Origin of the sequence: Diaphorobacter sp. HDW4B (assembly GCF_011305535.1) — a bacterium.
Taxonomy (GTDB): domain Bacteria; phylum Pseudomonadota; class Gammaproteobacteria; order Burkholderiales; family Burkholderiaceae_C; genus Diaphorobacter_A.
In genome coordinates, this window is record NZ_CP049906.1 from 333,449 (window position 1) to 354,829 (window position 21,381).

23 protein-coding genes are annotated in these 21,381 nt (G+C 60.5%); 9 read left to right on the forward strand and 14 right to left on the reverse strand.

The window, feature by feature from the left end; translation table 11 throughout:
- Positions 1-10: 10 nt before the first annotated feature.
- Genes G7048_RS26315 through G7048_RS26340 form a run of 6 tightly spaced genes read right to left on the reverse strand, consistent with a single transcriptional unit; the run spans position 11 to position 5,252 of the window.
- Positions 11-802, reverse strand: coding sequence for an enoyl-CoA hydratase/isomerase family protein (locus G7048_RS26315; RefSeq protein WP_166071436.1), 792 nt, complete (start codon positions 800-802; stop codon positions 11-13).
- Between the two features lie 29 nt (positions 803-831).
- Positions 832-1,620, reverse strand: a complete 789-nt coding sequence (locus G7048_RS26320) for an SDR family NAD(P)-dependent oxidoreductase (protein ID WP_166071438.1) — start codon at positions 1,618-1,620, stop codon at positions 832-834.
- 2 nt (positions 1,621-1,622) lie between these two features.
- Positions 1,623-1,835 (reverse strand): hypothetical protein, encoded by a 213-nt coding sequence (locus G7048_RS26325; RefSeq protein ID WP_166071439.1) that lies wholly within the window; start codon positions 1,833-1,835, stop codon positions 1,623-1,625.
- Positions 1,836-1,872: 37 nt separating this feature from the next.
- Positions 1,873-3,459 carry an NAD(P)/FAD-dependent oxidoreductase gene (locus G7048_RS26330; RefSeq protein ID WP_166071440.1) on the reverse strand — a complete coding sequence of 529 codons (1,587 nt, stop codon included), beginning with the start codon at positions 3,457-3,459 and terminating at the stop codon, positions 1,873-1,875.
- A gap of 13 nt (positions 3,460-3,472) precedes the next feature.
- Entirely contained in the window at positions 3,473-3,838 is a 366-nt protein-coding gene (locus G7048_RS26335) for a Rieske 2Fe-2S domain-containing protein (protein WP_166071441.1), read from the reverse strand.
- 22 nt (positions 3,839-3,860) lie between these two features.
- A complete protein-coding gene (locus G7048_RS26340; protein WP_166071442.1) occupies positions 3,861-5,252 on the reverse strand; it encodes a Rieske 2Fe-2S domain-containing protein in 1,392 nt (463 codons plus the stop codon).
- 309 nt (positions 5,253-5,561) lie between these two features.
- On the opposite strand from G7048_RS26340, the gene G7048_RS26345 reads away from it, so the two are divergent.
- Entirely contained in the window at positions 5,562-6,377 is an 816-nt protein-coding gene (locus tag G7048_RS26345; RefSeq protein WP_166071443.1) for an enoyl-CoA hydratase/isomerase family protein, read from the forward strand.
- Positions 6,378-6,422: 45 nt separating this feature from the next.
- Positions 6,423-7,217 (forward strand): enoyl-CoA hydratase/isomerase family protein, encoded by a 795-nt coding sequence (locus G7048_RS26350; protein WP_166071444.1) that lies wholly within the window; start codon positions 6,423-6,425, stop codon positions 7,215-7,217.
- Between the two features lie 46 nt (positions 7,218-7,263).
- Here G7048_RS26350 and G7048_RS26355 read toward each other — a convergent pair whose 3' ends face one another.
- Positions 7,264-8,091, reverse strand: a complete 828-nt coding sequence (locus G7048_RS26355) for an SDR family NAD(P)-dependent oxidoreductase (RefSeq protein WP_166071445.1) — start codon at positions 8,089-8,091, stop codon at positions 7,264-7,266.
- Between the two features lie 182 nt (positions 8,092-8,273).
- Here G7048_RS26355 and G7048_RS26360 point away from each other — a divergent pair, with 182 nt between their 5' ends.
- The 6 genes from G7048_RS26360 to G7048_RS26385 all read left to right on the forward strand — a co-directional run bounded on the left by G7048_RS26360 (position 8,274) and on the right by G7048_RS26385 (position 12,504).
- Positions 8,274-8,930 carry a TetR/AcrR family transcriptional regulator gene (locus tag G7048_RS26360; protein ID WP_166071446.1) on the forward strand — a complete coding sequence of 219 codons (657 nt, stop codon included), beginning with the start codon at positions 8,274-8,276 and terminating at the stop codon, positions 8,928-8,930.
- 38 nt (positions 8,931-8,968) lie between these two features.
- Complete coding sequence (locus G7048_RS26365; protein ID WP_166071447.1) at positions 8,969-10,561, forward strand: NAD(P)/FAD-dependent oxidoreductase; 1,593 nt, start codon at positions 8,969-8,971, stop codon at positions 10,559-10,561.
- A gap of 32 nt (positions 10,562-10,593) precedes the next feature.
- Complete coding sequence (locus tag G7048_RS26370; RefSeq protein WP_166071448.1) at positions 10,594-10,797, forward strand: hypothetical protein; 204 nt, start codon at positions 10,594-10,596, stop codon at positions 10,795-10,797.
- 83 nt (positions 10,798-10,880) lie between these two features.
- Complete coding sequence (locus tag G7048_RS26375) at positions 10,881-11,609, forward strand: hypothetical protein (RefSeq protein ID WP_166071450.1); 729 nt, start codon at positions 10,881-10,883, stop codon at positions 11,607-11,609.
- The gene (locus tag G7048_RS26380; RefSeq protein WP_166071451.1) at positions 11,606-12,223 is read left to right on the forward strand and encodes a cytochrome c oxidase subunit 3 family protein; all 618 of its coding nucleotides are present in this window, start codon (positions 11,606-11,608) and stop codon (positions 12,221-12,223) included. Before G7048_RS26375 ends, G7048_RS26380 begins: the two co-directional genes overlap by 4 nt.
- Positions 12,224-12,228: 5 nt before the next feature.
- Positions 12,229-12,504 (forward strand): cytochrome C oxidase subunit IV family protein, encoded by a 276-nt coding sequence (locus G7048_RS26385; RefSeq protein WP_166071452.1) that lies wholly within the window; start codon positions 12,229-12,231, stop codon positions 12,502-12,504.
- A 64-nt stretch (positions 12,505-12,568) separates the two neighbouring features.
- On the opposite strand, the gene G7048_RS26390 is transcribed toward G7048_RS26385, so the two are convergent.
- The 4 genes from G7048_RS26390 to G7048_RS26405 form a co-directional block, all read right to left on the reverse strand.
- The gene (locus tag G7048_RS26390; RefSeq protein WP_166071453.1) at positions 12,569-13,360 is read right to left on the reverse strand and encodes an enoyl-CoA hydratase/isomerase family protein; all 792 of its coding nucleotides are present in this window, start codon (positions 13,358-13,360) and stop codon (positions 12,569-12,571) included.
- Positions 13,361-13,372: 12 nt separating this feature from the next.
- The gene (locus G7048_RS26395; protein ID WP_166071454.1) at positions 13,373-14,230 is read right to left on the reverse strand and encodes a MaoC/PaaZ C-terminal domain-containing protein; all 858 of its coding nucleotides are present in this window, start codon (positions 14,228-14,230) and stop codon (positions 13,373-13,375) included.
- A 57-nt stretch (positions 14,231-14,287) separates the two neighbouring features.
- On the reverse strand, positions 14,288-15,301 hold the full coding sequence (locus G7048_RS26400; protein WP_166071455.1) for an NADP-dependent oxidoreductase: 1,014 nt from the start codon (positions 15,299-15,301) through the stop codon (positions 14,288-14,290).
- Positions 15,302-15,586: 285 nt separating this feature from the next.
- A complete protein-coding gene (locus G7048_RS26405) occupies positions 15,587-16,486 on the reverse strand; it encodes an SDR family oxidoreductase (protein WP_166071456.1) in 900 nt (299 codons plus the stop codon).
- Positions 16,487-16,847: 361 nt separating this feature from the next.
- Here G7048_RS26405 and G7048_RS26410 point away from each other — a divergent pair, with 361 nt between their 5' ends.
- Positions 16,848-18,278: an SIR2 family protein gene (locus tag G7048_RS26410; protein ID WP_166071457.1), complete on the forward strand. Its 1,431-nt coding sequence runs from the start codon at positions 16,848-16,850 to the stop codon at positions 18,276-18,278.
- A 177-nt stretch (positions 18,279-18,455) separates the two neighbouring features.
- Here G7048_RS26410 and G7048_RS26415 read toward each other — a convergent pair whose 3' ends face one another.
- The 3 genes from G7048_RS26415 to G7048_RS26425 all read right to left on the reverse strand — a co-directional run bounded on the left by G7048_RS26415 (position 18,456) and on the right by G7048_RS26425 (position 21,294).
- Entirely contained in the window at positions 18,456-19,004 is a 549-nt protein-coding gene (locus tag G7048_RS26415; RefSeq protein WP_166071458.1) for a MarR family winged helix-turn-helix transcriptional regulator, read from the reverse strand.
- A 102-nt stretch (positions 19,005-19,106) separates the two neighbouring features.
- Positions 19,107-20,084 carry a PDR/VanB family oxidoreductase gene (locus G7048_RS26420; protein ID WP_166071459.1) on the reverse strand — a complete coding sequence of 326 codons (978 nt, stop codon included), beginning with the start codon at positions 20,082-20,084 and terminating at the stop codon, positions 19,107-19,109.
- 13 nt (positions 20,085-20,097) lie between these two features.
- Entirely contained in the window at positions 20,098-21,294 is a 1,197-nt protein-coding gene (locus G7048_RS26425; RefSeq protein WP_166071460.1) for an aromatic ring-hydroxylating dioxygenase subunit alpha, read from the reverse strand.
- Positions 21,295-21,381 lie beyond the last annotated feature (87 nt).

Sequence of the window (21,381 nt, forward strand, 5' to 3'; positions counted from 1 at the left end):
TATCATCAAATTACGCGCGAGCACCCGCAAAATCCGGCTCCCGCTTCTCCAAAAACGCAGCCACCGCCTCCTTGTGCTCAGCCGATGCATAGGACCGCGTCAAAGCATCCAGCTCCCGCTGCTGCACCAACTGCAGATCCGTTTCGTCCGCATTCAGTGTCAGCAACTGCTTGGTAGTGCGCAGTGCTGCATGCGGATTGCAGCCCATGCGGCGGGCGAGAGCCTTGGCTTCCGAAAGCAGGGATTCAGCGGGGACGATCTGATCGATCAGCGATACCGCCAAGGCAGCGTCAGCGCTCAGCGTGTCTCCGGTCAGCAGCAGGCGGCTGGCGTTGCCGAAGCCCATGCGTCGCTGCGCGAAGTGCGATGCGGCGAGCTCGGGCACCAAGCCCATCTTCACGAAGCGCAGGGCGAACTTGGCCTCGGGCGCGGCGAGGATCTGGTCCATGGGCAGGATCAGCGATGCGCCGATGCCGATCGCCGCGCCGTTGACGGCTGCGACGATGGGCTTGGAGTCGCGCAGCAGTTGCACCCAGGTGTGAGTCTGCGCGTCGTCGCGGGCTTTCTGTTTTTCTGCTTCGGACAGGCCGAAGACGGCGGACATGTCCGCGCCTGCGCAAAAGCCCTTGCCGGTGGCGGTGACGACGATGGCGTCGATCTGCTTGTCGGCGTTGGCGGCTTCAATGGCCCGGCGCAACTGGGCATGCAGTTGGTAGGTCCAGGCGTTGAGCTTTTCGGGGCGGTTGAAGGTGATGACGAGAACGCCTTCGTCCACTTCGGTGCGCAGGATTTCGGTGGTCATGTCTGCTCGGGCTCTTCGGTTTCTTCAGTTCAGGTTTGCATGCCGCCATCGACCGCCAGTGATTGGCCGGTGACGAAGCGAGCACGTGAGGACAGCAGGAACAAGGCGGCATCCGCGATGTCGCGGGCCTCGCCCATGCGGCGCAGGGGAATGGCCTTGACGATGCGCTCCACGGATTCGGGGCTCAGTTCGTTGTCGATGACCTGCTGGCCCAAGCCTGCTGCAATCCATCCGGGGCCCACGCAGTTGGAGCGCACGCCGAAGCGGCCTTCTTCCTTGGCAACGCCACGGAACAGCATTTCGATCGCGGCCTTGGGGGCTGCGGATTGGATGTCGCGTGCGGGGACGCGCTCGACGGCTGCGGTGATCACTGCGACGTAGGCACCTTGCGCGGCGCGGACATGGGGCAGGGTGGCGTGCACCAGGTTGAATGCGCCGTTCACATCGACGGCCACCACGCGCGCCCATTCGTGGGGCTTGATGTCGGAGATGAGCTGCATGTGCAGGCCGGGTCCGCTGGCATAGACGACCGAGTGCAGTGCGCCGTGGCGTGCGATGACGCCTTCGACAAGCGCGTTCACTTCGTCTGCGTTTTCAATCGCGAGCGGATGGAATTCCGCCTTGCGTCCCATGGCCTGGATTTCTTCGGCCACCTTGGCCGCCGCGTCCTTGTTGCGGCCATAGGTGATGACCACGTCGGAGCCTGCGCGGGCGAGCGTGAGTGCGATCTCGCGACCGATACCGCCGCTGCCGCCGGTCACGATGGCCACGCCTTTGTCGAAGCGCGGTTCTTCTGCCAACCAACTTGGGGTCGTCATGTTCACGCTCCCTTGCCGCTCAAAAAGATCTTGAAGATCTGCCACAGCGTGCCGAAGCTCACCATCGAATAGCCCTTGCGCAGCTCGGTGCCCGAGAGCACGGCCTGCACCGGCATGGCGCCCATGATGGTGCCGCTCACGATCACCTTGCCGCCTTCGGCGCGCACCGAGCTCACTTCCATCAGCTCGGAGTTGTCTGTTGTCATCATTCTCATGTCGGTATCTCCTGATTGAATGTGTCGGGTCGGTGGCTTACACCACGAATGCTTTGTTGAGGTCCATCTTCCAGTCCATCATCATCCGCATGGCCGTGGCGCGGCCGCCGAAGTTGACGGTGCCGCCGGGGTGGGTGAACGGGCCGACCAGGTAGAACGAGTCGATGCCCGGCACGCGGTACTGCGCCAGTTCGGCGATGGGGCGGCGGCCCATGTTCTGGCCCATGGTGGTGCCGATGCCGAAGATGTCGCCGTTGAACATGCTGTTGGAATGCTCGTGGTGCTCCAGCGGCGATTCGACATGTCGCGCAATGATCTTGGAGTCGTCCATGTTGGTGGTGTAGGACTTGAACTCTTCCCAGATCGCATCGGCAAAGTCCTGACGATGCCGATTCCAGCCTTGCAGTCCACCATCGACCAGCACACGCGGCGCGAAGTGGTAGAGGTACATGGCGCAATGGTCGGTGGACGGCGCGCGCGTCGGGTCCTTGCGGTTGTTCATCATCGTCAGCGGGCTGAGATGCGTGGGGATTTCGCCGTACTTGTATTTGTCGAAGGTCTTGCGCACTTCCAGCTCGTCCTTGCGCACGTATTCAATGCACAGCACATCGGACCAGCGTTCTGCATCGCCGACCTTGAACTTCGGCCATTCGGTCAGCGCGATCTGCTGGTTGAGCGCTCCGTGGCTGCTGAGCTTGACCTGCCTTGCCGCGGCTGCAATGCCTGGATCGACTTCCGGAATCACATCGGCCAGACGCCAGGGGTGCACGCAGCCCATCACCGCGTCCTTGGCCTGGATGACTTCGCCGCTGGCCAGCGTCACTCCGGTGGCCTTGCCGCCGCTGATGTTCACGCGTTTGACCTCGGCCAGCGTGCGCACCTCTCCGCCGTAGTGCTGAATGCAGCGGATGAGCGCATCGGTCACGGCGCGCGATCCGCCCACGGGAATGTGGGCGTTGAACTGGTGCGCCAGCCCGAACAGGCCCACCAGCGTGCCGCCCGTGCCCTTCACCTCGGGGCCTTCCATGGCCTCGGCTACCCACTTCATCATGTGGATGCGCACCTCGGTGGATTCGAACAGGTTTTCGAGGATGTCGTAGGCGCTCATGAACATCATGTCGACCAGACGACGTCCCACGGCGCTGCCTTCGAGCATGGTGATGAACGGGCCGGTGGGCAGCGGCGGTGTGGCACCACCACGGCTCAGCAGCGGCAGCACCGACATGCATTGGTTGGCGAACTTGCGGTAGGCCTCTGCATCCTTCTGCGAGAACTTGGCGATTTCCTCGCAGGTGCGGTCCAGGCTGGTGTAGGCGATGAGGCTGTCGCCGCTGTCGAAGATCGTGCCGAAGCCCGCCTCCCAGGTCTTCCACTTCAGGCCGAATTTCGACATCAGGCCCAACTCATCGTGTTGAACGGCGGGGCTGGCGATGCACAGGTAGTAGCCGGAGGCATGCGGGTCGTGCGTGAATCCGGGCGCGATGTTGATGGAGACGACGCCGCCGCCGCATTGGTCGTTCTTTTCGAGCACGATCACGCTTTTGCCTGCCTTGGCGAGGTAGGCGGCCGCGACCAGTGAGTTGCTGCCTGCGCCGACGACGACGATATCTGCTGATTGGGTCATGTTCTGTTTCCCGTCACGAGGAGCGGGTCTGGGTGAGTTCTTCGGTAGGCACCGTGGGCTGGGTGGACACCAGAATCCGGTCGCCTTCGATATGCACGGCGTACACGGTGATGGGGCGGGCGGTGATGCGGTTCGTGGCGCGGCCACTGGCCAGATCGAAGCACGCCCCATGCTTGGGGCATTGAATCGTTCCGCTGCTGACCACGCCGCCGTCGAACGGCTGGAACGCGTGCGGGCAACTGTTCTTCAAGGCCCAGACCTGGCCGGTGGCCGCCTCGTGGCACAGCAGCAGCGCCGTGGCGCCGAGCGTGACCCTGAGCTGCGCGCCGGGGGGCAGGCTGGACAGGTCGGCAACGTCCTGATATGGGGCTTCGGCCATGGTGGTCTGTCGCCTGTCGATGTCAGTTCACGCCCAGCTTGTCCGCCAGCACGTTCTGGAAGTACTGGATGCGTTGCTCCATGTAGGTTCCCAACGTCTGGTGGGCTGCGCCCGGAGCGGCCGAATGCATGCCCTGCTGGATGTAGGGCAGGTTGCTCAAGTCCTGGTCGAAGATGTGCGAGAGCGGGCCGAACTCGGGAGCCTTGTCGCTGAAGTATTCGTCAAAGTCCAGATGGTTGATCTTGGCCGCCGGTGGGCGCACGCCATTGGCTGGCAGCGGCATCGTCAGGCGCACGTTGAAGACGGATTCGTTCGGGTTGTCGCCATGCGGCAGGAACTGATAGAGCAGCGGCAGACCGTCGCCGTACCACACGCCGAAGTTCGGGAACATGTGGAACTGCGTGGAGTCGATGAGTTCCGAATCGCAGTGGTTGGACATGTCCAGGCCCAGACCCATCTTCATCAGTCCGCGTCGCCATTCGGCCAGCTGCGCACGCGCGTTGCCCTTGGATGCGTCGAGCGCGGGCATCGGCACGCCGGGCATGGCCATGGCGAAGAAGGCCGCCACGCCATCGGCAGCGATCTGCGTGGATGCATCGTCGCCCAGATGTGGGCTGGGCACGGCTGACGGCGTGATCAGGCGGCTGATGTGACCCGCACCCGTGTCCCAGATGTCGTAGGACGTGTTGGCATCGCCGGTGAACGGCATCGCGTCGTTGTGGGTTTCGATGACGTGATAGGCCTCCAGAAAGGCTTCGAGCACGGTCTTCCAGTTGGCGCGGATCTTCTTGCTCACATGCGCGAAGGTGTAGCGCTCGGCATGGCCACGGCCTTCAAAGGCTTGTGGCAACACGCCCAGTGCATCCTTCAGCGGAGCGGCGTCCGGGTCGGGGTTCACGAAGATGAAGCCTTCCCATACGGCCACCTGCACTTCCTTCAGATCGTGCGATCCGCCCGAGATGCCGTTGAAATCCCATTGGCATGGCACTTCCTTGAGCGCGCCGTCGGGCTTCCACTGCCAGCCGTGAAACGGGCAGCGGATGGTGTCGCCACCGCCCGGTGCATTCACCAGCCGCGTGCCGCGATGGCGGCAGGCGTTGTAGAAGGCCTTGAACTCATTTGCACCGCTTCGCACGATGACCAGCGACAGACCCGTGCCGACGTCGTAGGGCACACGATCACCGATGTTGGGAATGTCTTCGGTGCGGCAAGTGACCTGCCAGGTGCGCAGCCACAGGCGCTCCATCTCCAGCTTGGCGAACGCCGGGTCGGTGTAGCGGCTGAACGGAATCGTGCGCGCTTCGGGCTGGTGATTGCCCGTCATCTTGAGGCCCGGAGGCAGCGGCTTGCTGTCCTGCGCGAGCAGATCGACGGTGAGTGGGCTGACGCGTGAGGACATTCCCTGTGGATGCATTTTTGTCTCCGAGTTCAAATGTGATCGACCTGAGGAGTCGGTCCGTGTGGCGGATTTGATATTGGTATCAAAGCATACTATGTAGGCAGATTTTTAGCCAGAGATTCGTGCATGCATCGTTGTCTTGATTCGGCTTGGGTTCAACCATCAACCAGTGAAAAATACCGGTGTTGTGGTGAACAGCGAAGCCCGCATGTTTCCCGGAAAAGTTGCTTCTTCAGATGTGCTTGATTATTGAATGTATGGTAACGTATGAGATACCGATTCTTCTGAATGTCTCAGTAAGGTTTTCCCTGATGGAGTGCGATCTTGGTAGATAAGCAGCATGTCATTGAGCGCGAGTTCGACGGCGTTTTCGAGTTCCGTCTGAACCGCCCGGAAAAGTTGAATGCCATCACGCCCGCGATGTTCGAGGCGCTGGGGGATGCGGTGGCGCGCTTTGCGGCCAACCCCGATCTGCGGGTCATGTTGATCAGCTCGACGGGGCCGTACTTCACATCGGGCCTGCAGGTCACGGCGGACATTTCTCCGGCCGAAGGCAGCAGCACCTTGGAAGGGCGCGCTTGGTATCGCAATACCTACCACCGACTGTTCGATGAAATCGAAGCGGTGGAAAAGCCCATCGTGGCGGCGCACCAGGGGCATTGTTTTGGTGGCGGGCTGGAGTTGAGCCTTTCATGCGACTTCCGTCTGGCCGCGCGAAGTGCCACTTATCGGCTGCCCGAAATCGACATCGGCGCATTGCCGGGCTCTGGCGGCGTGAGTCGATTGACGCGTGTGGCGGGTCCTCATTGGGCGCGTTGGCTGGTGATGGCGGGCGAGAGCGTCACTGCCGACGAGGCCGTCAACATGGGCTTTGTGCACCGCGTGCATGAGGACGCGGAGTTCGCCGCTGCCGCCGAAGCCTTCTGTCGCAAGTTGGCCAGGCAGCCCTATGAAATGCTGGGGCTGGCCAAGCTCTCCATCGAGTTGGCCAAGGACCTGGACAGGGCGCAGGGCCGCAACGTGGAGCGCATCGCCAACAGCATGCTGTTCACGGGGGCCGAACACAAACGCATGGTGCAGGCGTTTCTGGACAAGCAGGCGCAAAAGCGTCAGCAGCGCAACAACGATCAAGGCGGTTGACGGATTTCACGTCGTTCACCGCACATTCAAAAATCAAGGAGACCTATGGGATACGAGAGCTACCAGCAACTGGGCGTGGACGTGGCAGATGGTGTGGCGACGCTCACGCTGCGCAGCGGCCAGAAATTCAATGCCGTCACCTGGCAGATGCACCACGAACTGGGACTGATCTTCGACGATCTGACGCGCGACCCCGACGTGCGCGTGATCGTGCTGACCGGCGCGGGCGATGCATTCTGTGCAGGTGCTGATCTGAATTGGCTGCGCAACCAGTTGCAGGACCCGCCAACGCCGCGCGAGGCCCGCGAAGCTGGGCGCGCCATCGTGCTCGGCATTCTGGATTGTCCCAAGCCCGTCATCGCCAGAGTGAACGGCGACGCCATCGGTTTGGGCGCATCACTGGCATTGCTGAGCGACATCGTGATTGCGGTGGATACCTGCAAGTTTGCCGATCCGCATGTGCGCATTGGTCTGGTCGCAGGCGATGGTGGCGCGCTGATCTGGCCGCTGCTGATCGGCTACGCCCGTGCCAAGGAATACCTGCTCACCGGCAACGCCGTGCCGGCCGCTGATGCCGTGCGAATGGGATTGGTGAACCATGCTGTGCCGGCGGGCGAGCTGGACGCGACTGTGCAACGCTATGCGCGGCAGTTGGCCGACGGCGCAACGATGGCGATCCAGTTCACCAAGACCTCCACCAATATTCCGCTGCGTCAGGCGGTGGAAAGTGTGCTCGAAGCCTCGCTTGCCTACGAGAGCATGACGCTGCGCAGCCAGGATGCGCAGGAAGGCGTGGCTTCGTTTCTGGAGCGCCGCAAGCCGAATTTTGTGGGACGTTGAAGCAACGGAATGCTTCGTCGGGTGATCCGGCGGAGCTGCGTATTCATCAAAGCTGCAGACTCTTGCGCTGAATGAAGTCGCGCATTCCGTCGGGCAAGTGCCTGAGCCAACCGACGATGCGGCTGTCGGTGCCTACGCGGTAGCGTGAGCGCATTCCAGGATCGGTCATGGCCGAGACGATGGTTCTGGCCACGGCCTGGGGGCCGACACCGGCGCCCGGTGCGCTGGACATCTGGACGATCTTGCGCATGGTTTTTTCATACATGGCGCGTTGCTCTGTGTTCATCCGCGACAGCATGGTGTCGAGCATCTGCGGGGCCTGCGCCGTCATTTCCGTCTGCACCACGCCGGGCTCGACGAGTGCAACGCGAACGCCTGCGGCACCCAGTTCCACCCGCAGGGCATCGCAGAGGCCTTCGATGGCCCACTTGGTGGCGGCATACACGCCCACGGTGGGCGTGGCGAACAATCCCATGGCGGAGCCGACAAAGATCAGTCGCGCCCTGTCGGGCTCAAGCAGCGACAGCACGGAGCGGGTCAGCAGGATCGAACCCACGACGTTCACGTCCACCATGGCGCGTATTTCGGATGGCAGCAGCGTGACCAGTGGCGCGTTGAAGTCCACGCCCGCGTTGTTCACCAGACCGATCAGTCGTCTCGATTCGCCGAGATGGGATCGGATCAGTTCAACCCCTTGCTCGATGGAAGACTCCTGCCGCAGATCCATGGAGATCGGGATGAGGTCGGGGGAGGTCACCGCATGGTGCGGGCGGACATCGGCTGCGAAAACGCCAATGCCTGCCGCGTGAAAGGCTTTGACGCATTCGCGTCCGATGCCGCCGCTGGAGCCTGTGATCAGTACGAAATCTTGCAAGAAAAGTCTCCGGCTTGTGTGGTCTGGACGAGCACTGCGTGACGTCCTTTGCCTGGAATGTTGTGAAGAGATTTATTTAGTCTTGCAGCATACGATATGAAATCATATCGGTAGAACCACTAGTGACGCGAAGTCATGCAGGCAGTCCAATCCGTGCATGTTGAATTTACGGTGTAAATCAAATGGCAAGGCCGCTGCTCGATGACATGCAGGTGACGCAGACACGTCAGCGCCTGACCATTGCCGCGCTGGAGCTGTACCGCGAGGTGGGCATCGAAGCCGTCACTTTTCGTGAGCTGGGCAGACGCGTCGGCATCAGCCATGTCACGCCATACCGTTATTTCAGCTCGAAAGAAGAGCTGATGAACGCGGTGCGTACGCTTGCTTTCGAGCTGTTCGAGGAGCGTCTGCTTCAGACGGATCGGCCCCGGCTCGATCCGGTGGCGCGGCTGCGTCGCATCCTTTTCGAGCTGGCGCGGTTCGGCGTTCAACGACCCGATGACTACCGCCTGCTGTTCGAGATGCGACAGCCTGCGCTGGAGGGAAAGTCACCGCTCATGACCGTACGCATGCGTTCTTTTTTGTTCATCGCGGGCATCTACCGGAAGGCCGTGGAGGCAGGCAACTTGAAGGGCAATCCGCTGGAACAAGTGATGGTGCTGGTGGCCGGTGTGCACGGTCTCGTCAGTCTGCATGTGGCCAACCAGTTGATGGCGCAGGGCGTGACGGTGGAGCGGCTCCTGCAACCCATGCTCAACCTGCTGCTGCCCATGTCGGTCGTCGATCCACAGGGCGAGCGGTCTCTGCTGCCAAGTGCTCCGAGACCACGTCGCCCATGAATTTTTCACTCATTCTTTGAATTTCAAACAGGAGACATATGCAATCCAAGACAAGCAATTTCGATGTGATCGTCGTGGGCGGGGGCAGCAACTCCCTGACGGCGGCCGCGTTTCTGGCAAAGATCGGCAAGAAGGTCCTGGTGCTGGAGAAGAACGCCGAGTGCGGCGGCGGCGTCGTGTCGATGTCGCCCGCGCCGGGCTTCATCAACGATCCGCACGCCGTGGCCATGGTGACGGCGGTGGCCAATCCCGTGATCGCCAACGATGAGCTGGAGCTGCAAAGCAAGTTCGGTCTGGAATGGGTATGGGCCGACACGCCGTTCTCGACCGTGTTCGACGATGGCACCGGCCTGCAGACGCATCACGATCTGGACAGGAGCTGCGAGAGCATCGCGCGCTTCTCGCACAAGGATGCGGAGACTTATCGCAAGTTCGTCACGGAGTGCCGCGAGTTTCTGCCCTTGCTGCTCAAGGGCTTCTACACACCGCCGCTGCCGTTCGGGGGCTTCATCGCATTGCTGGAGCAAAGTGCCAAGGGCCGCCGACTGGTCACGGCCATGCTGGAGAGTTGTGCGGATGCGGTCGAGATGTTCGAGTCGCCCGAGCTGAAGATGCACATTCTGAAGTGGGCGGGCGAACTCATGGTGCACCCGGAAACCAAGGGCACCGGGATTGTTCCTTATCTCCTGATGGGCATGTCGCATGACTTCCGCATGGGCGCCGTGGTCGGCGGCACCGGCAATCTGGCACGCGCTCTGGAGCGCTGTGTGCTGCATCACGGTGGTGAGATCCGGGTGAACAGCGAGGTCGTGAAGATCGACATTTCCGGAGGCCGCGCCACGGGCGTCACCCTGAAATCGGGGGAGAAGCTGCAAGCACGCGACGCCGTGGTGGCCAACATCCATCCCTGGGATCTCAAGGAGTTTCTGGGTGACGGCATCGATTCCGAACTGGCTGCCGTGGCGCGCAAGGTCAAGCTGTCCTCGCACGGCGCGATCAACCAGCAGATTGCGCTGTCGGAGCCGCCCATCTGGAAGGCTGGTGCGGAGTACGCGCCATCGATGCTGGTGGAGTGCATGCAGCGCGACATGAACGGCATGCGCCAGAAGTTCGATGAATACAAATACGGTCGGATGACGCGTGACCACCTGAGCCCGTTGATTGCGGTGCAGAGCAATCACGACAAGACCCGCGCACCCGCCGGCATGGCCACCTTGTATCTCTACCACTTTGCGCCGCTGGAACTTGAAAAGGGCGGTCTGCAGGGTTGGGATGGAATCAAGGAAGAGGTGGGCGGTTGGGTGTTCGACGAGATGTGCAAGTACACCACCAACATCGACCGTTCCAAGATTCTGGGATGGCATATCGAGACGCCGCTGGATCACCACCGCCACTCCAAGATGATGCGCAACGGTGACATCTTCGGCATCGGCACGTTCACATCGCAGTTCTTTGGTCGCCGTCCGATTCCCGAACTGGCGCAGTACAAGGTGCCGGGGCTCGATGGCTTCTATCTGGCCGGTCCCACTCAGCACCCGGGCGGAACGGTGACGCTGGGCGGTCGCGCCACGGCGATGAAGATGATGATGGATTGGAAGACCGATCTGCGCTCGGCGTTCAAGGTGATCTGAACACCGCACTCATAACTACCAAGGAGCAAGCAATGAAGTTGTACACCAGCGATGAATCGGAACTCATGGAAGTGAGCAGCCTGAAAACGGATTCCAACGGATTGATCGTCAGCGGAACGATCATGGGTGCCATGCCCGTCGAGGCGATTCTCAAACCTGCCGAGTTGCGCAAGGCATTCAAGCTCATGAGCGTGGGAATGATCTTCTCCGTGCTCAGCATGCTGTTTCGCAAGTAAGGATTGCGTCGCCCGCGGTCGCCTCATAGGCATGAGGCGACCGCTTCTCGAACCAGACAACCACGGCGCTGGGAGGCGCAAGCATGCAAAAACCTTTCATATCGGTGCGCGGTCAGGCAGCCATGCTGTGGGCCGGACTCGCGACCATGGTGGCCTATGGGCTGACCATTGGATTTCTGATGCACATGGTGCCGCCGCCGGACGCCACCTTGAGCGCCGCCGGGGTTGCAGATTTCTACCGCGAGAACAACCTTGGCGTGCGCGTGGGAGCGGTGATCTGTTCATGGATCAGCGCATTCATGATTCCCACGGCCACGGTGATTGCGCTGCAGATGGCACGGCTGGAAAAGGGCATCCCCTGCGCCGTGCTGTCGTTTGCGGGCGGCATCATGATGTCCTTGTTTCTGGTGCTCCCGCCCTTGTTCTGGGGCGTGGCAGCGTTCACGCCGTCGCGGCCTGTCGAGGTGACCACGCTCATGCACGAGCTGGGTTTGCTGACGCTGACCACGACCGACCAGATCTTCATCTTTCAGATGATTCCGCTGGCATGGCTGAGTCTGGTGCAGAAGAAGCATGACCCGCTGTCGCCGTTTCCGCGTTGGGTGGGCTATCTGACGCTGTGGGCCGCGCTTGCGTTCGAGGTGGGCGCGATGGCGTTCCTGACCAAGACCGGTCCGTTTTCCTGGAATGGGGCCTTGGTCTTCTGGATGCCGTTCTGTGTGTTCGGTCTCTGGATCACCGTGGTGTCGTTCACCATGCTCAAGGCACTGAAGCTGCAGGCCATCGAAGAAGCCAAATGGGGGGAAGCATGAAAGCACGTTCGACCGCTGCATCCATGGGGGTTGCGGCACCCGGTCATCACACCGATTCTGGACGGCTGCGCGTTCCCGGCGAATCAGCGCTCTGGCTGTTTCTCTTCGGCGACATTCTTCTGTTCTCGGTGATCTTCGTGAACTACATGGTCAACCGTGGGCAGAGTCCGGCGGCTTTTGCCGAATCGCGCGCGCATCTCAACCAGATGTATGGGCTGATCAACACCATCGTGATGCTCACCAGTTCCTGGCTGGTGGCTTCCGCTGTTGCGATGGCGCGCCAGGGGAGATCGGATCAAGTGCGGCGGCTGCTGTACGGGGCCGTCGCCTGTGCCATCGTCTTTGCCGTGGTGAAGTTCTTCGAATATCGGGAAAAGCTCCAGCTCGGTTTCACGCCGATGAGCGACGCGTTCTTTTCGTACTACTTCATCGTCACCGGCATTCATCTGCTGCATGTGATGCTGGGCGCGGGCATGCTGCTCTACGTCGCCATGCTTTACCGGAAGCCGGGGCGCAATGAAGGCTCCATGCTGGTGCTCGAAAGCGGCGCGAGCTTCTGGCACCTGGTCGATCTGATCTGGATCTTTGTGTTCGCCCTCATTTACCTGGTGTGATTGCGATGAAATCTCTGTTCTTCAATCGAATCAGCGCGGTATGGCTGGTGTTGGTGCTGGCCACGGTGCTTGCTTACGCCATGGGCGGTGGCATGGGCATTCAGGATGCGCGCCTTGCCGGTGCAGCCATCGTGGTCGTCTCGCTGGTGAAGATTCGCTTCGTGATCTTCGAGTTCATGGAACTGCGCGAAGCACCGCGCGGCATGCGATGGGTTGCCAATGTGTGGTTGGTCGCCATGGGTGCCATCCTGGTAGCGCTGCTTCTGCGCACTGTGGCGTGATGTAGCGTGATCTGCCAAGGCCCTTGGAACGGGCCTTGGCGTTTGATTTGAACGCAAGCAGTCTCTAGTCGAAGTCTGGTCGAGTGCGATTCACGACGGCTTCCACGCCTTTGCGGAAGTCGTCGGACGAGGCGCAATGGGTGGCGGCATGTCCCTCGCGGGCCAGTTGCTCGATGAAGTTGCCATGTGCGGCCTGGTTGATCAGCGACTTGGTCGCTGCCATGGCCGCGCTTGGGCCGCGAGCCAGCCGCAGAGCCATCTCGCGGGCCGCGTCCTTGACTTGCGCATCGTCCACCAGATCGGATGCGATGCCCCATTTCACTGCGTCTTCGGCACGGATCTTCTCGCCCAGCAGGGCAATGCGTTTGGCCTGCTTGATGCCCATGGCCGACACCAGCAGACTGCTCAGACCGCAGTCGATGGAAAGGCCCAGATGCAAGTGCGCGACGACGAAGTAGGTGCTCGATCCCGCAAAGGTGAAGTCAGCCGCCAGGCACAGCGTCACGCCTGCACCGGCTACCGCACCGAGCGCGGCGACCACCAGCGGCTTGTTCAATGCCATCAGCGTTTCCGGTAGCCGGTTGCCCATGCGCAGCCGTTGGTCGAAGGTCTCGTATCGCTGCTCCACCGGGTTGTGCACGGTCTCCAGAAAGGTCTTGACATCTCCTCCGGCGCAGAAATGCTCGCCTGCACCTTGCAGCAGAATGCTTTTGACTTGGGCATCCTTGTCTGCCCGATGCAGCAGCCCCACCAACTGCGAGACCACGTCGGGGCTGAGTGCATTGCGTGCGTCCGGGCGGTTGATCGTGATGCTGGCAACACGATCGGACACCTCGTACAGAATCGATTCGGACATGCGGCTGGCTCCTTACGCGGGGTGAATTTCTGCTCTGCCGTTGTTCAGCACGACCACGTCTCGCTCCACCGCGCGCGCGCGAAAGCTCACCACATTGCCGTCCTTCCAGTATTCCGTGGCAATGGTTTCGCCGGGGTAGACGGGTGAGGAAAAACGCAGCTTCAGCGACTTCAGACGTTCCGGTTGGTCGTCGCATGCCGCTTGCAAAATCGCCCGAGTGGCCACGCCCAAGCTGCACAGGCCGTGGAGAATCGGGCGCTCGAAACCGGCCTTGCGTGCAAGGGCCGGATCGGCATGGATGGGGTTGTAGTCGCCCGACAGGCGATAGATCAAAGCGGCCTGCGGCAAGGTGGTCAGCAGCACTTGTCCATCGGGTGCGCGCTCGGGGAGGGCGTGTGGAGCGGGCACATTCTGCACGGTTCCGCCGCTGCCGCCATCGCCGCGCAGAAAGTAGACGGCATCGACGGTGCTGACCAGCTCATTGCTCTCCTGCTCTCGCAACTCCTTGCGCATATAGAGCAGACAACCTTTGCCGGGGCCCTTGTCGAGCACATCCGTCACGCGGAAATGGCCTACGTAAGTTTTCCCGGCCTGAAGTGGCTGGTGCATTTCGAACGATTGCTCGCCGTGCAGCAGCTTCACCCAATCCACCTCGAGTTCGGGCGCCTGCACCCATCCGCCCGGATGCGCGATGACGTTGACGAATGAGGGAAATACCTTGAGGTTCTGCTCGTAGAGAAACTGCAGATCGCTGGCGTCTTCGGGGCGTGCGCCCACGCCTATGCCTGCGGCGTAAAGCATGCAGTCCCGCTCGTTGAGCGGATGGATGATGGGCTTGAACTGGTGAGCCAGTACCTTTTCCAGATTCATGAAGGGTCTCCTGTTGTTTTGTGTGTGGTCGATAAGGGCTGTCCTGAAACTATGGTTTCAGGACAGACGAATCAGGCGTTTGCCGTTGTTCTCTCCGCGATACAGATCGGCGATGGCGCCGGGCGCTTGCTCGATGCCTTCCACGATTTCTTCGCAGTAGCGCAGGCTGCCGTTGCGTACCCAGGCGGCTAGGCGGGCGACGGCTTCCTCGTAGCGGTGCTCGTAGTCCCACACAAGAAAGCCTTGCATGCGTGCAGCCTTGTTGAGCAGATGACGCTCGACGCGTGGACCGATGGGCCACGGGTCCCAACTGGCTACCGAGGCCGTGCCGCAGATGATGATGCGCGCGTTCTTGTTGATATGGCGAAGCACCGCGTCGGTGATGGGGCCGCCGGTGTTGTCGTGGTAGATGTCCACACCGCCCGGGCAGGCGGCGGCAAGCTCGCGCTCGAAGTCGGGGGACTTGTAGTCGACCGCAGCATCAAAGCCGAATTCCGTGAGGCAGGTCTGCACTTTGACGGCACCTCCGGCAATCCCGACCGTGCGGCATCCGGCCATCTTGGCGAGTTGGCCCACCGCCGAGCCCACCGCTCCAGCAGCCGTGGAAACGACCACGGTGTCGCCGGGACGTGGTTGGCCGATTTCATTGAGCGCAAAGTAGGCCGTGACACCGTTGATGCCCAGCACGCCCAAGGACAACGACAGTGGCAGATCGTCTTCCCGCACCTTGCGACGCAAGGCTTCGCCGTTGGTCACGCTGAAGGTTTGCCAACCCAGCATTCCCATGACCTTGTCGCCCACGGCGTAGTTGGGATTGCGCGAAGCGATGACCTCGCCCGCAGCAAACGCGCGCATGACCTCCCTGATCTGGACGGCGTCCGAGTAGTTCCCGACGGCATTCACCCAGCCTCGCATGGCTGGCTCCACCGACAGATATTGATTGCGCACCAGAATCTCACCGGCAGCGAGGTCGGGAATTGGCGCGGATGCAATCGTGAAGTGTTCGGCCTGTGGAATGCCATGCGGGCGCGAGGTCAACAGCACTTGGTGGTTGACGGCAGAGGCGGTCATATCGGGCTTGCGAGTGAAGTGATTCGGGTGTTCACGTAGTTACGTGAACGCTGATGTTCTGTCGCAAGGTAGGCAGCGCGCCCCCATGCGTTGGCAGCGGCATCGGTGGATGCAAGGAAGGCGAGAGTGGAAGGCTCTCGGCCTTCGGATGTGAAAAGGAGGTCGGCAGCGCATGGGTCTCGAAGGACTGTTGTCGCTGCCTGACTTCTTGCAGGCAATGCCGCAGAAAGGCCATCGGTGCAAACTCCTTGTGTTGCTCGTGGGGGCGATGTGACGCTGCAGGTGTCAGACGTCGAGCCAGGTATCGCGGTCAATGCCCGCGTTCTTCTTCGACTCGCGCACGATGCGCAGGATTTCCGGGCCCAGCGTGGCGGGGTTCTTGGTGGCCTCGGCCAGCGCGCCGTGCTGCCAGCTCTCGGCCACCGCATAGCCGTATCCCCAGGCTTCGAAAACACGCCCGCTGATCTCGCGCGATTCGGCGCTGGACAGCCAGGTCACCAGCGCGGCAATCCATTCAGGATCGCGGCGCTCCAGCTGTTCGGGCGTCCATTCCTTGAGGCCTTCGGTCATGCGTGTCGTGGCACGTGGGGCAATCGCATTCACTGTGATGCCGTAGCGCTGCAGCTCGCGCGCGGCCACGATGGAGAAGCTCGCGATGCCCGCTTTGGCGGCCGCATAGTTGGCTTGACCGATATTGCAGAACAGGCCCGAGTGCGAGGTGGTGTTGATCACGCGCGCATCCACCGGCTTGCCCGCCTTGCTCTGCTCGCGCCAGTAGTTGGCTGCGTGATGGGTGGGGGCGAACGTGCCCTTCAGATGGACGTTGATGACCGAATCCCACTCCTGCTCGGTCATGTTGATCAGCATGCGGTCACGCAGGATGCCGGCATTGTTGATCAGCACGTCGAGCCCACCGAAATGGTTGACGGCGGTGTCGATCAGCGCCTTGGCCCCATCCCAGGTGGCCACATTGGACGTGTCCGCAATGGCTTGCCCACCCGCAGCACGGATTTCGGCGACCACTTCCTGCGCAGGCGTGTTGTCTCCGCCCACCCCATCGGTGGACGAACCCAGATCGTTGACCACCACCTTCGCGCCATGCTTTGCCAGAGTCAATGCATGGGCGCGGCCCAATCCTCGACCAGCGCCGGTCACCACTGCGATGCGGCCATTGAGTAACGTCATTTGTCTTCCTTTGTGTGGCTGTGGCGGATGCCTTCAGCGGGTGGTTTGAATTTAATATGCAGTCATACGATATTGATGCGGCATTAATTTGTCAAGCCATCAAGGAAGGGGGTGACACATAGGTGTCAGGTGGGGGGAGGGGCGTGGGTGGGATCGTGGACTTGCACGGCGAATCCACTATGGGGTGTGGTGATGGTGCTTCGGTTGTCGGCCAGAAGCAACCAAACGGCTTTGAGGAATCAAACGTTTGTCCAGCGTTAGTTCCGTTGTTCGGGTTTTGGCAGAGTTGGCAGGCTATACCTGTGACTCAGGTATGACTGGTCGGGCATACTATTCGACAAGTAACAAAAAGGGGTAGCCGATGGCGATAAACTACAAACAGTACCAAGAAGAGGTAACTGCAGATGTCGCGAAGATTCTTGCCGATGCGGGTTGTCAGCCGATTCTGTTTGTCGGCTCCGGATTTTCAAAGCGCTATGCGCGTGGCCCGAATTGGGAGGAGTTACTGACCGAATTGGCGAAGAAGTGTCCACTAATCGACAAGGATTTTGCCTACTACAAGCAGACGTACAGCGGTGATCTCAAGAAGATCGGCTCAGTCTTCACTGACCTCTATCGTGAGTGGGCGTGGGGAAAGGGACGAGGCGAGTTTCCGACGGACTACTTCGACGCGAGTGTGCCGGCCGACATCTTCATAAAACACGCAATCGCTGAATTACTAAAGGACCTCGGTCCGAATGCTGATGGCTCGTACGGCTCGCCAGAGCTAGATGCCGAGATCGATGCACTGAAGAACATCAGCGCACACGCGATCATAACGACGAACTACGATGAGGTAATTGAGCCGCTGTTCCCCGAGTACGAGTCAATCGTTGGGCAGCAGATCATGAGGAGGGGGTACCTCGCGATTGGCGAGATCTTCAAGATTCACGGATGCCGGACGATGCCCCAGTCGCTCGTCGTTAATGAAGCCGACTACCAACGCTTCGACGAGGACCACAAGTACCTCAGCGCGAAGCTGCTGACGTATTTCATAGAACACCCTCTTGTATTCATTGGTTATCGCGCTGACGATCCAAACATCAAGGCGATCCTGTATGACGTATATCGTATGGTGCGTGCTACGACGAAAGACATCGTTCCAAACATCTATCTTCTGCAGTGGGACAAAACGATCAATGAAACATCGAATCCCACGCGCGAATATGTCATTTCGGTTGCGTCAGACATTAACATTCGGATTAAGAGCATTACGGCTGACTCTTTCGAGTGGGTGTTTAAGGCGTTTGGGCAGGCCGGCAATCTTGAGAAAATCAACACAAAGCTCCTGCGGGCGCTGATGGCCCGTTCAGTCGAACTCATCAGATCGGACATCCCGAAAAGGCACGTAGAGATTGACTTCGAGCAGTTGGAGCACGCCGTTGAGTCGGGCGAGAGTTTCGCGAAGCTGTTTGGAGTTACGTCACTCGCCGATCCCTCGAAAGTCAACCTCGACTATAAATACGCCGCAACTGGTGTCGCTCAAAAGCTTGGCCATACCACGTGGCACGAGGTGAGGAGAATCATTAACCGAATCAAGGAGGAGAAAGGCTTCGACGTCACCGCGACAGATAACAAATATCACATCGCAATGAAGCTCGGCCACAAGTCGCCGCAACTTACTCACCGCTATACAGATGCTGCGGTTGATCTCTTCCAAAAGGTTGTCAACGGAGAGCCGTACGACCTTGATACTGGAGCAGTGGAGATCGACAAGGCAGCTCTCGCTGCAGCGGCGAATAGCACTCCATAGGCCATCGGGTGCGTATTGCCTGTCGGAGATACTTCGTGCCGCTCTGCCCTACTGACGGGCTGCTTTTTTGGCCTTCTGGTACTAATACGTCACAGGAATGGGAGCCTCCAGTGGATCGAAAACCAAGAATGGGTTGCATGAAGCAGTGCAACTGCTCAGTAGTAGAGTTGTGTTTCGCTACGAACTCCTCTTCGATCTCACTGGAGGCAGCGACTGCGTCACCGCCGCCTGATCCAGCGACACGATGGCCTTGCGCAACAAGCTCTCCAGAGTTTGCTGTTCGCGCAGGGTCAGTCCGCTGAAGCCGGATGCGACCGCCGGAATCGTCGTGGGCAGCACTTCGTTCAGGCGTTTGCGGCCCTTGGGGGTGATGGCCAGGCGGCTGCGGCGGCCGTCTTTTTCGTCGGTTTCGCGTTCCAGATAGCCTTGATCGCCGAGCGTGCGCAGGATGCGTGTCATGTTCTGCGGCGGTTGCGCGACCATCTGGCACAGCAGGCTGGGGCTTACGTCGTGCGGCTCCAGGCTGCTGATCAGCATGAGCGTATGCAGCGTGGGTTCGGTGAAGCCATGCGGCACGATGGCGTTGGCCAGCAATGTGGTGAGTGACTGATCGAGCACGCGAATCAAGCGGATCAAAAGCGTCTGCTGCTGCGACAGGTCCTGGATGCCATCCGCCAAGTGCGGCATGGTGGCGTCGATCGCTTGAAGGCGGCTGATCTGCGACATGGTGGTCGCTCTCCTGATGAAATATGGATGCGCACGATCTTCGCATATCCGCGAGGGAATCTGCATGGGATCGTGACGCAGCAAGTCGCTCACGCGAGCGACTCAAAGATCGAGCACGAGACTGGGTGACAGACTGCGTGAGCAGCACAACAGCATGCAGTCGTTGGCCGCCTTTTCCTGCGCCGAGAGCACGAAGTCGCGGTGGTCGGGCAGGCCTTCGAGCACGGGAGTCCTGCACGCGCCGCACACGCCTTCCATGCAGCCGTATTCGGGCTCGATGCCGTTGTCGAGCAGTATGTCGAGGATGCTCTTGTCCGGTGCCACGATGAACTGGCGCTGGCTTTTGGCCAGCCTCACTTCAAAGCTCCCGGCTGCAGCTTGCGAGGTGTCAGCCGATGCGATGGCTGGAGCGAAATATTCCCAATGCAAGGTTCCGGCAGGGCGGCTTGATTCTGCCTCGCGGAATACAGTCAACATGCCCGCCGGACCACAGCAGTAAGCATGCGCGTGGGCTGGCAGCTTGCCCAGCAGCGACTGGATATCGAGCGCAGCAGCTTGCGAACCGCCATCCAGATGCAGCAGAAATTCGGCGTTGGCCGACTTGGCAAGCGCGCGTGCTTCATCGGCAAACGCCAGTTGCGACAGCTCGCGTCCGCAATACACCAGTTGCCAGGATTTCTTCAGCGTGCTCAGGCGCTGCGCCATGCTGAGCAGCGGTGTGATGCCGATGCCGCCGGCGAGAAGCAAAGTGTGCTCTGCCGTTTCGTCGAGCTCGAAGTGGTTGCGTGGCGCGCTGATCTGGATCTCATCGCCCGCTTGTAGCGTTCGGTGAATGTGAGCGGAGCCGCCGCGCCCTTCGTCGTCGCGACGCACTGCGATCACATAGCGGTGCGTCTCGGCGGGATCGTTGAGCAGTGAGTAGCTGCGCAGCATGCCGTTGCTGAGCTGCAGATCGATATGGGTGCCTGCAGTGAAGGGAGGCAGCGCCGTGCCGTCACTGCTTGCCAGTTCGAACGATTTGACGGTTTCGCTGGCGGTGATGGCCCGTGCAATCCGGACGGGGATGAAGTCTTTCAGCATCGCGCGGCAACCTTCAGGCAGTGATGAATGGGTCGAGCAGATCGGCGTTCTTCATGCGCAGTTCAGGCGCGATGTTGTCCTGACCGATGCAGCGATCGATCTCTGCATTCATGTGCCAGATGCGCTGCTCCTGTCCGCACAGAGGCACTTTGCGTTCGGGGTCGGCCTCGATGGATTTCTGCATGGGTTCAAGGTTGTCCACGTCTTCGAGCATCAGCATGTGGAAGGCTGCGACGCGGTCGTTCCATTCTGCGGGCATTTCCTGATCGCCCCAGTCGCGGCCATACCAGAACAGGTCGATGCGGGTTTCGTTCACCGAGATCGGCCATTTGACGACCATTGGATAGCCCGGTGCCTCGAACGAAATGAAGGCATTCGGGAACAGACCGGGGGTCATCACATGGGTGACGAAGTTGTAGCCATCGAGCGGCTTGAGCGTGGAGCGCAGCGCCGTGCCTTTCCACTCGGATGATTCCAGCACGTCGGGGCGGTAGGGCGGTGCGAGCAGGCCGTGGCCATGCGGATAGAGTTCAAGCCAAGTGTCGTGCGACTGGATGACCTGCGCTGCGGTTTCCTTGTGGATGACCGGCACGTGGTAGGTCTCGACAAAGGCTTCCACCGCGATCTTCCAGTTGCATCGGATGGTGTAGGAGCGCTTGTTCACCACCTTGAGCGGCGCGTTGACGATGTGGTCGTACTGGTTGCCGAACGGCGCCACCCATTCGCTGAGTGGCATCGCTTTCTTGTCGAAGTTGATGAACACGAGGCCGCCCCATTGCTCGCAGCGGATTTCGTTCAACGCGTGCTCTTCCATGTTCAGGTCGCCGAAGTCCGATCGTTGCGGCACGGAGACCAGCTTGCCTTGAAGATCGAAGGACCACGCATGGTATTTGCAGACCATCATGCGCGCTTCTCCCTTTTCTTCGCGCACCACGGCGGCACCGCGATGCGTGCAGGAGTTCAGAAAGGCACGCAGGCGCTTGTCCTTGCCGCGAATGACGACGACGGGCGCCCACGGCACGTCATAGGTCACGTAGCTTCCGACGTTGGGGAACTCGGATTCATTGCCGATCACCAGCCACGATTTCTTGAACACATGCTCGGTTTCGAGTTGAAAGAACGCGGGGTCGATATAGCGACGGCGCGGAATCGGTGTGAGTGTGGGAAGAGTCTTTCTGGCTGGCGCGACCGGCGCTGGAACTGCGGACATGGCTGCTTGTCTCCTTGGTGGATGAAATTTCGTATGTTGGCGTATTAATACCAAAGTATTACCGTTTGGTAGTAATTGGTCAACACG

Bases quoted from the DNA above. Each gene is read 5' to 3' on its own strand.
- G7048_RS26315 (WP_166071436.1), bottom strand. From the start codon at position 802: ATGACCACCGAAATCCTGCGCACCGAAGTGGACGAAGGCGTTCTCGTC.
- G7048_RS26320 (WP_166071438.1), bottom strand. From the start codon at position 1,620: ATGACGACCCCAAGTTGGTTGGCAGAAGAACCGCGCTTCGACAAAGGC.
- G7048_RS26325 (WP_166071439.1), bottom strand. From the start codon at position 1,835: ATGAGAATGATGACAACAGACAACTCCGAGCTGATGGAAGTGAGCTCG.
- G7048_RS26330 (WP_166071440.1), bottom strand. From the start codon at position 3,459: ATGACCCAATCAGCAGATATCGTCGTCGTCGGCGCAGGCAGCAACTCA.
- G7048_RS26335 (WP_166071441.1), bottom strand. From the start codon at position 3,838: ATGGCCGAAGCCCCATATCAGGACGTTGCCGACCTGTCCAGCCTGCCC.
- G7048_RS26340 (WP_166071442.1), bottom strand. From the start codon at position 5,252: ATGCATCCACAGGGAATGTCCTCACGCGTCAGCCCACTCACCGTCGAT.
- G7048_RS26350 (WP_166071444.1), top strand. From the start codon at position 6,423: ATGGGATACGAGAGCTACCAGCAACTGGGCGTGGACGTGGCAGATGGT.
- G7048_RS26360 (WP_166071446.1), top strand. From the start codon at position 8,274: ATGGCAAGGCCGCTGCTCGATGACATGCAGGTGACGCAGACACGTCAG.
- G7048_RS26365 (WP_166071447.1), top strand. From the start codon at position 8,969: ATGCAATCCAAGACAAGCAATTTCGATGTGATCGTCGTGGGCGGGGGC.
- G7048_RS26370 (WP_166071448.1), top strand. From the start codon at position 10,594: ATGAAGTTGTACACCAGCGATGAATCGGAACTCATGGAAGTGAGCAGC.
- G7048_RS26375 (WP_166071450.1), top strand. From the start codon at position 10,881: ATGCAAAAACCTTTCATATCGGTGCGCGGTCAGGCAGCCATGCTGTGG.
- G7048_RS26380 (WP_166071451.1), top strand. From the start codon at position 11,606: ATGAAAGCACGTTCGACCGCTGCATCCATGGGGGTTGCGGCACCCGGT.
- G7048_RS26385 (WP_166071452.1), top strand. From the start codon at position 12,229: ATGAAATCTCTGTTCTTCAATCGAATCAGCGCGGTATGGCTGGTGTTG.
- G7048_RS26390 (WP_166071453.1), bottom strand. From the start codon at position 13,360: ATGTCCGAATCGATTCTGTACGAGGTGTCCGATCGTGTTGCCAGCATC.
- G7048_RS26395 (WP_166071454.1), bottom strand. From the start codon at position 14,230: ATGAATCTGGAAAAGGTACTGGCTCACCAGTTCAAGCCCATCATCCAT.
- G7048_RS26400 (WP_166071455.1), bottom strand. From the start codon at position 15,301: ATGACCGCCTCTGCCGTCAACCACCAAGTGCTGTTGACCTCGCGCCCG.
- G7048_RS26405 (WP_166071456.1), bottom strand. From the start codon at position 16,486: ATGACGTTACTCAATGGCCGCATCGCAGTGGTGACCGGCGCTGGTCGA.
- G7048_RS26410 (WP_166071457.1), top strand. From the start codon at position 16,848: ATGGCGATAAACTACAAACAGTACCAAGAAGAGGTAACTGCAGATGTC.
- G7048_RS26415 (WP_166071458.1), bottom strand. From the start codon at position 19,004: ATGTCGCAGATCAGCCGCCTTCAAGCGATCGACGCCACCATGCCGCAC.
- G7048_RS26420 (WP_166071459.1), bottom strand. From the start codon at position 20,084: ATGCTGAAAGACTTCATCCCCGTCCGGATTGCACGGGCCATCACCGCC.
- G7048_RS26425 (WP_166071460.1), bottom strand. From the start codon at position 21,294: ATGTCCGCAGTTCCAGCGCCGGTCGCGCCAGCCAGAAAGACTCTTCCC.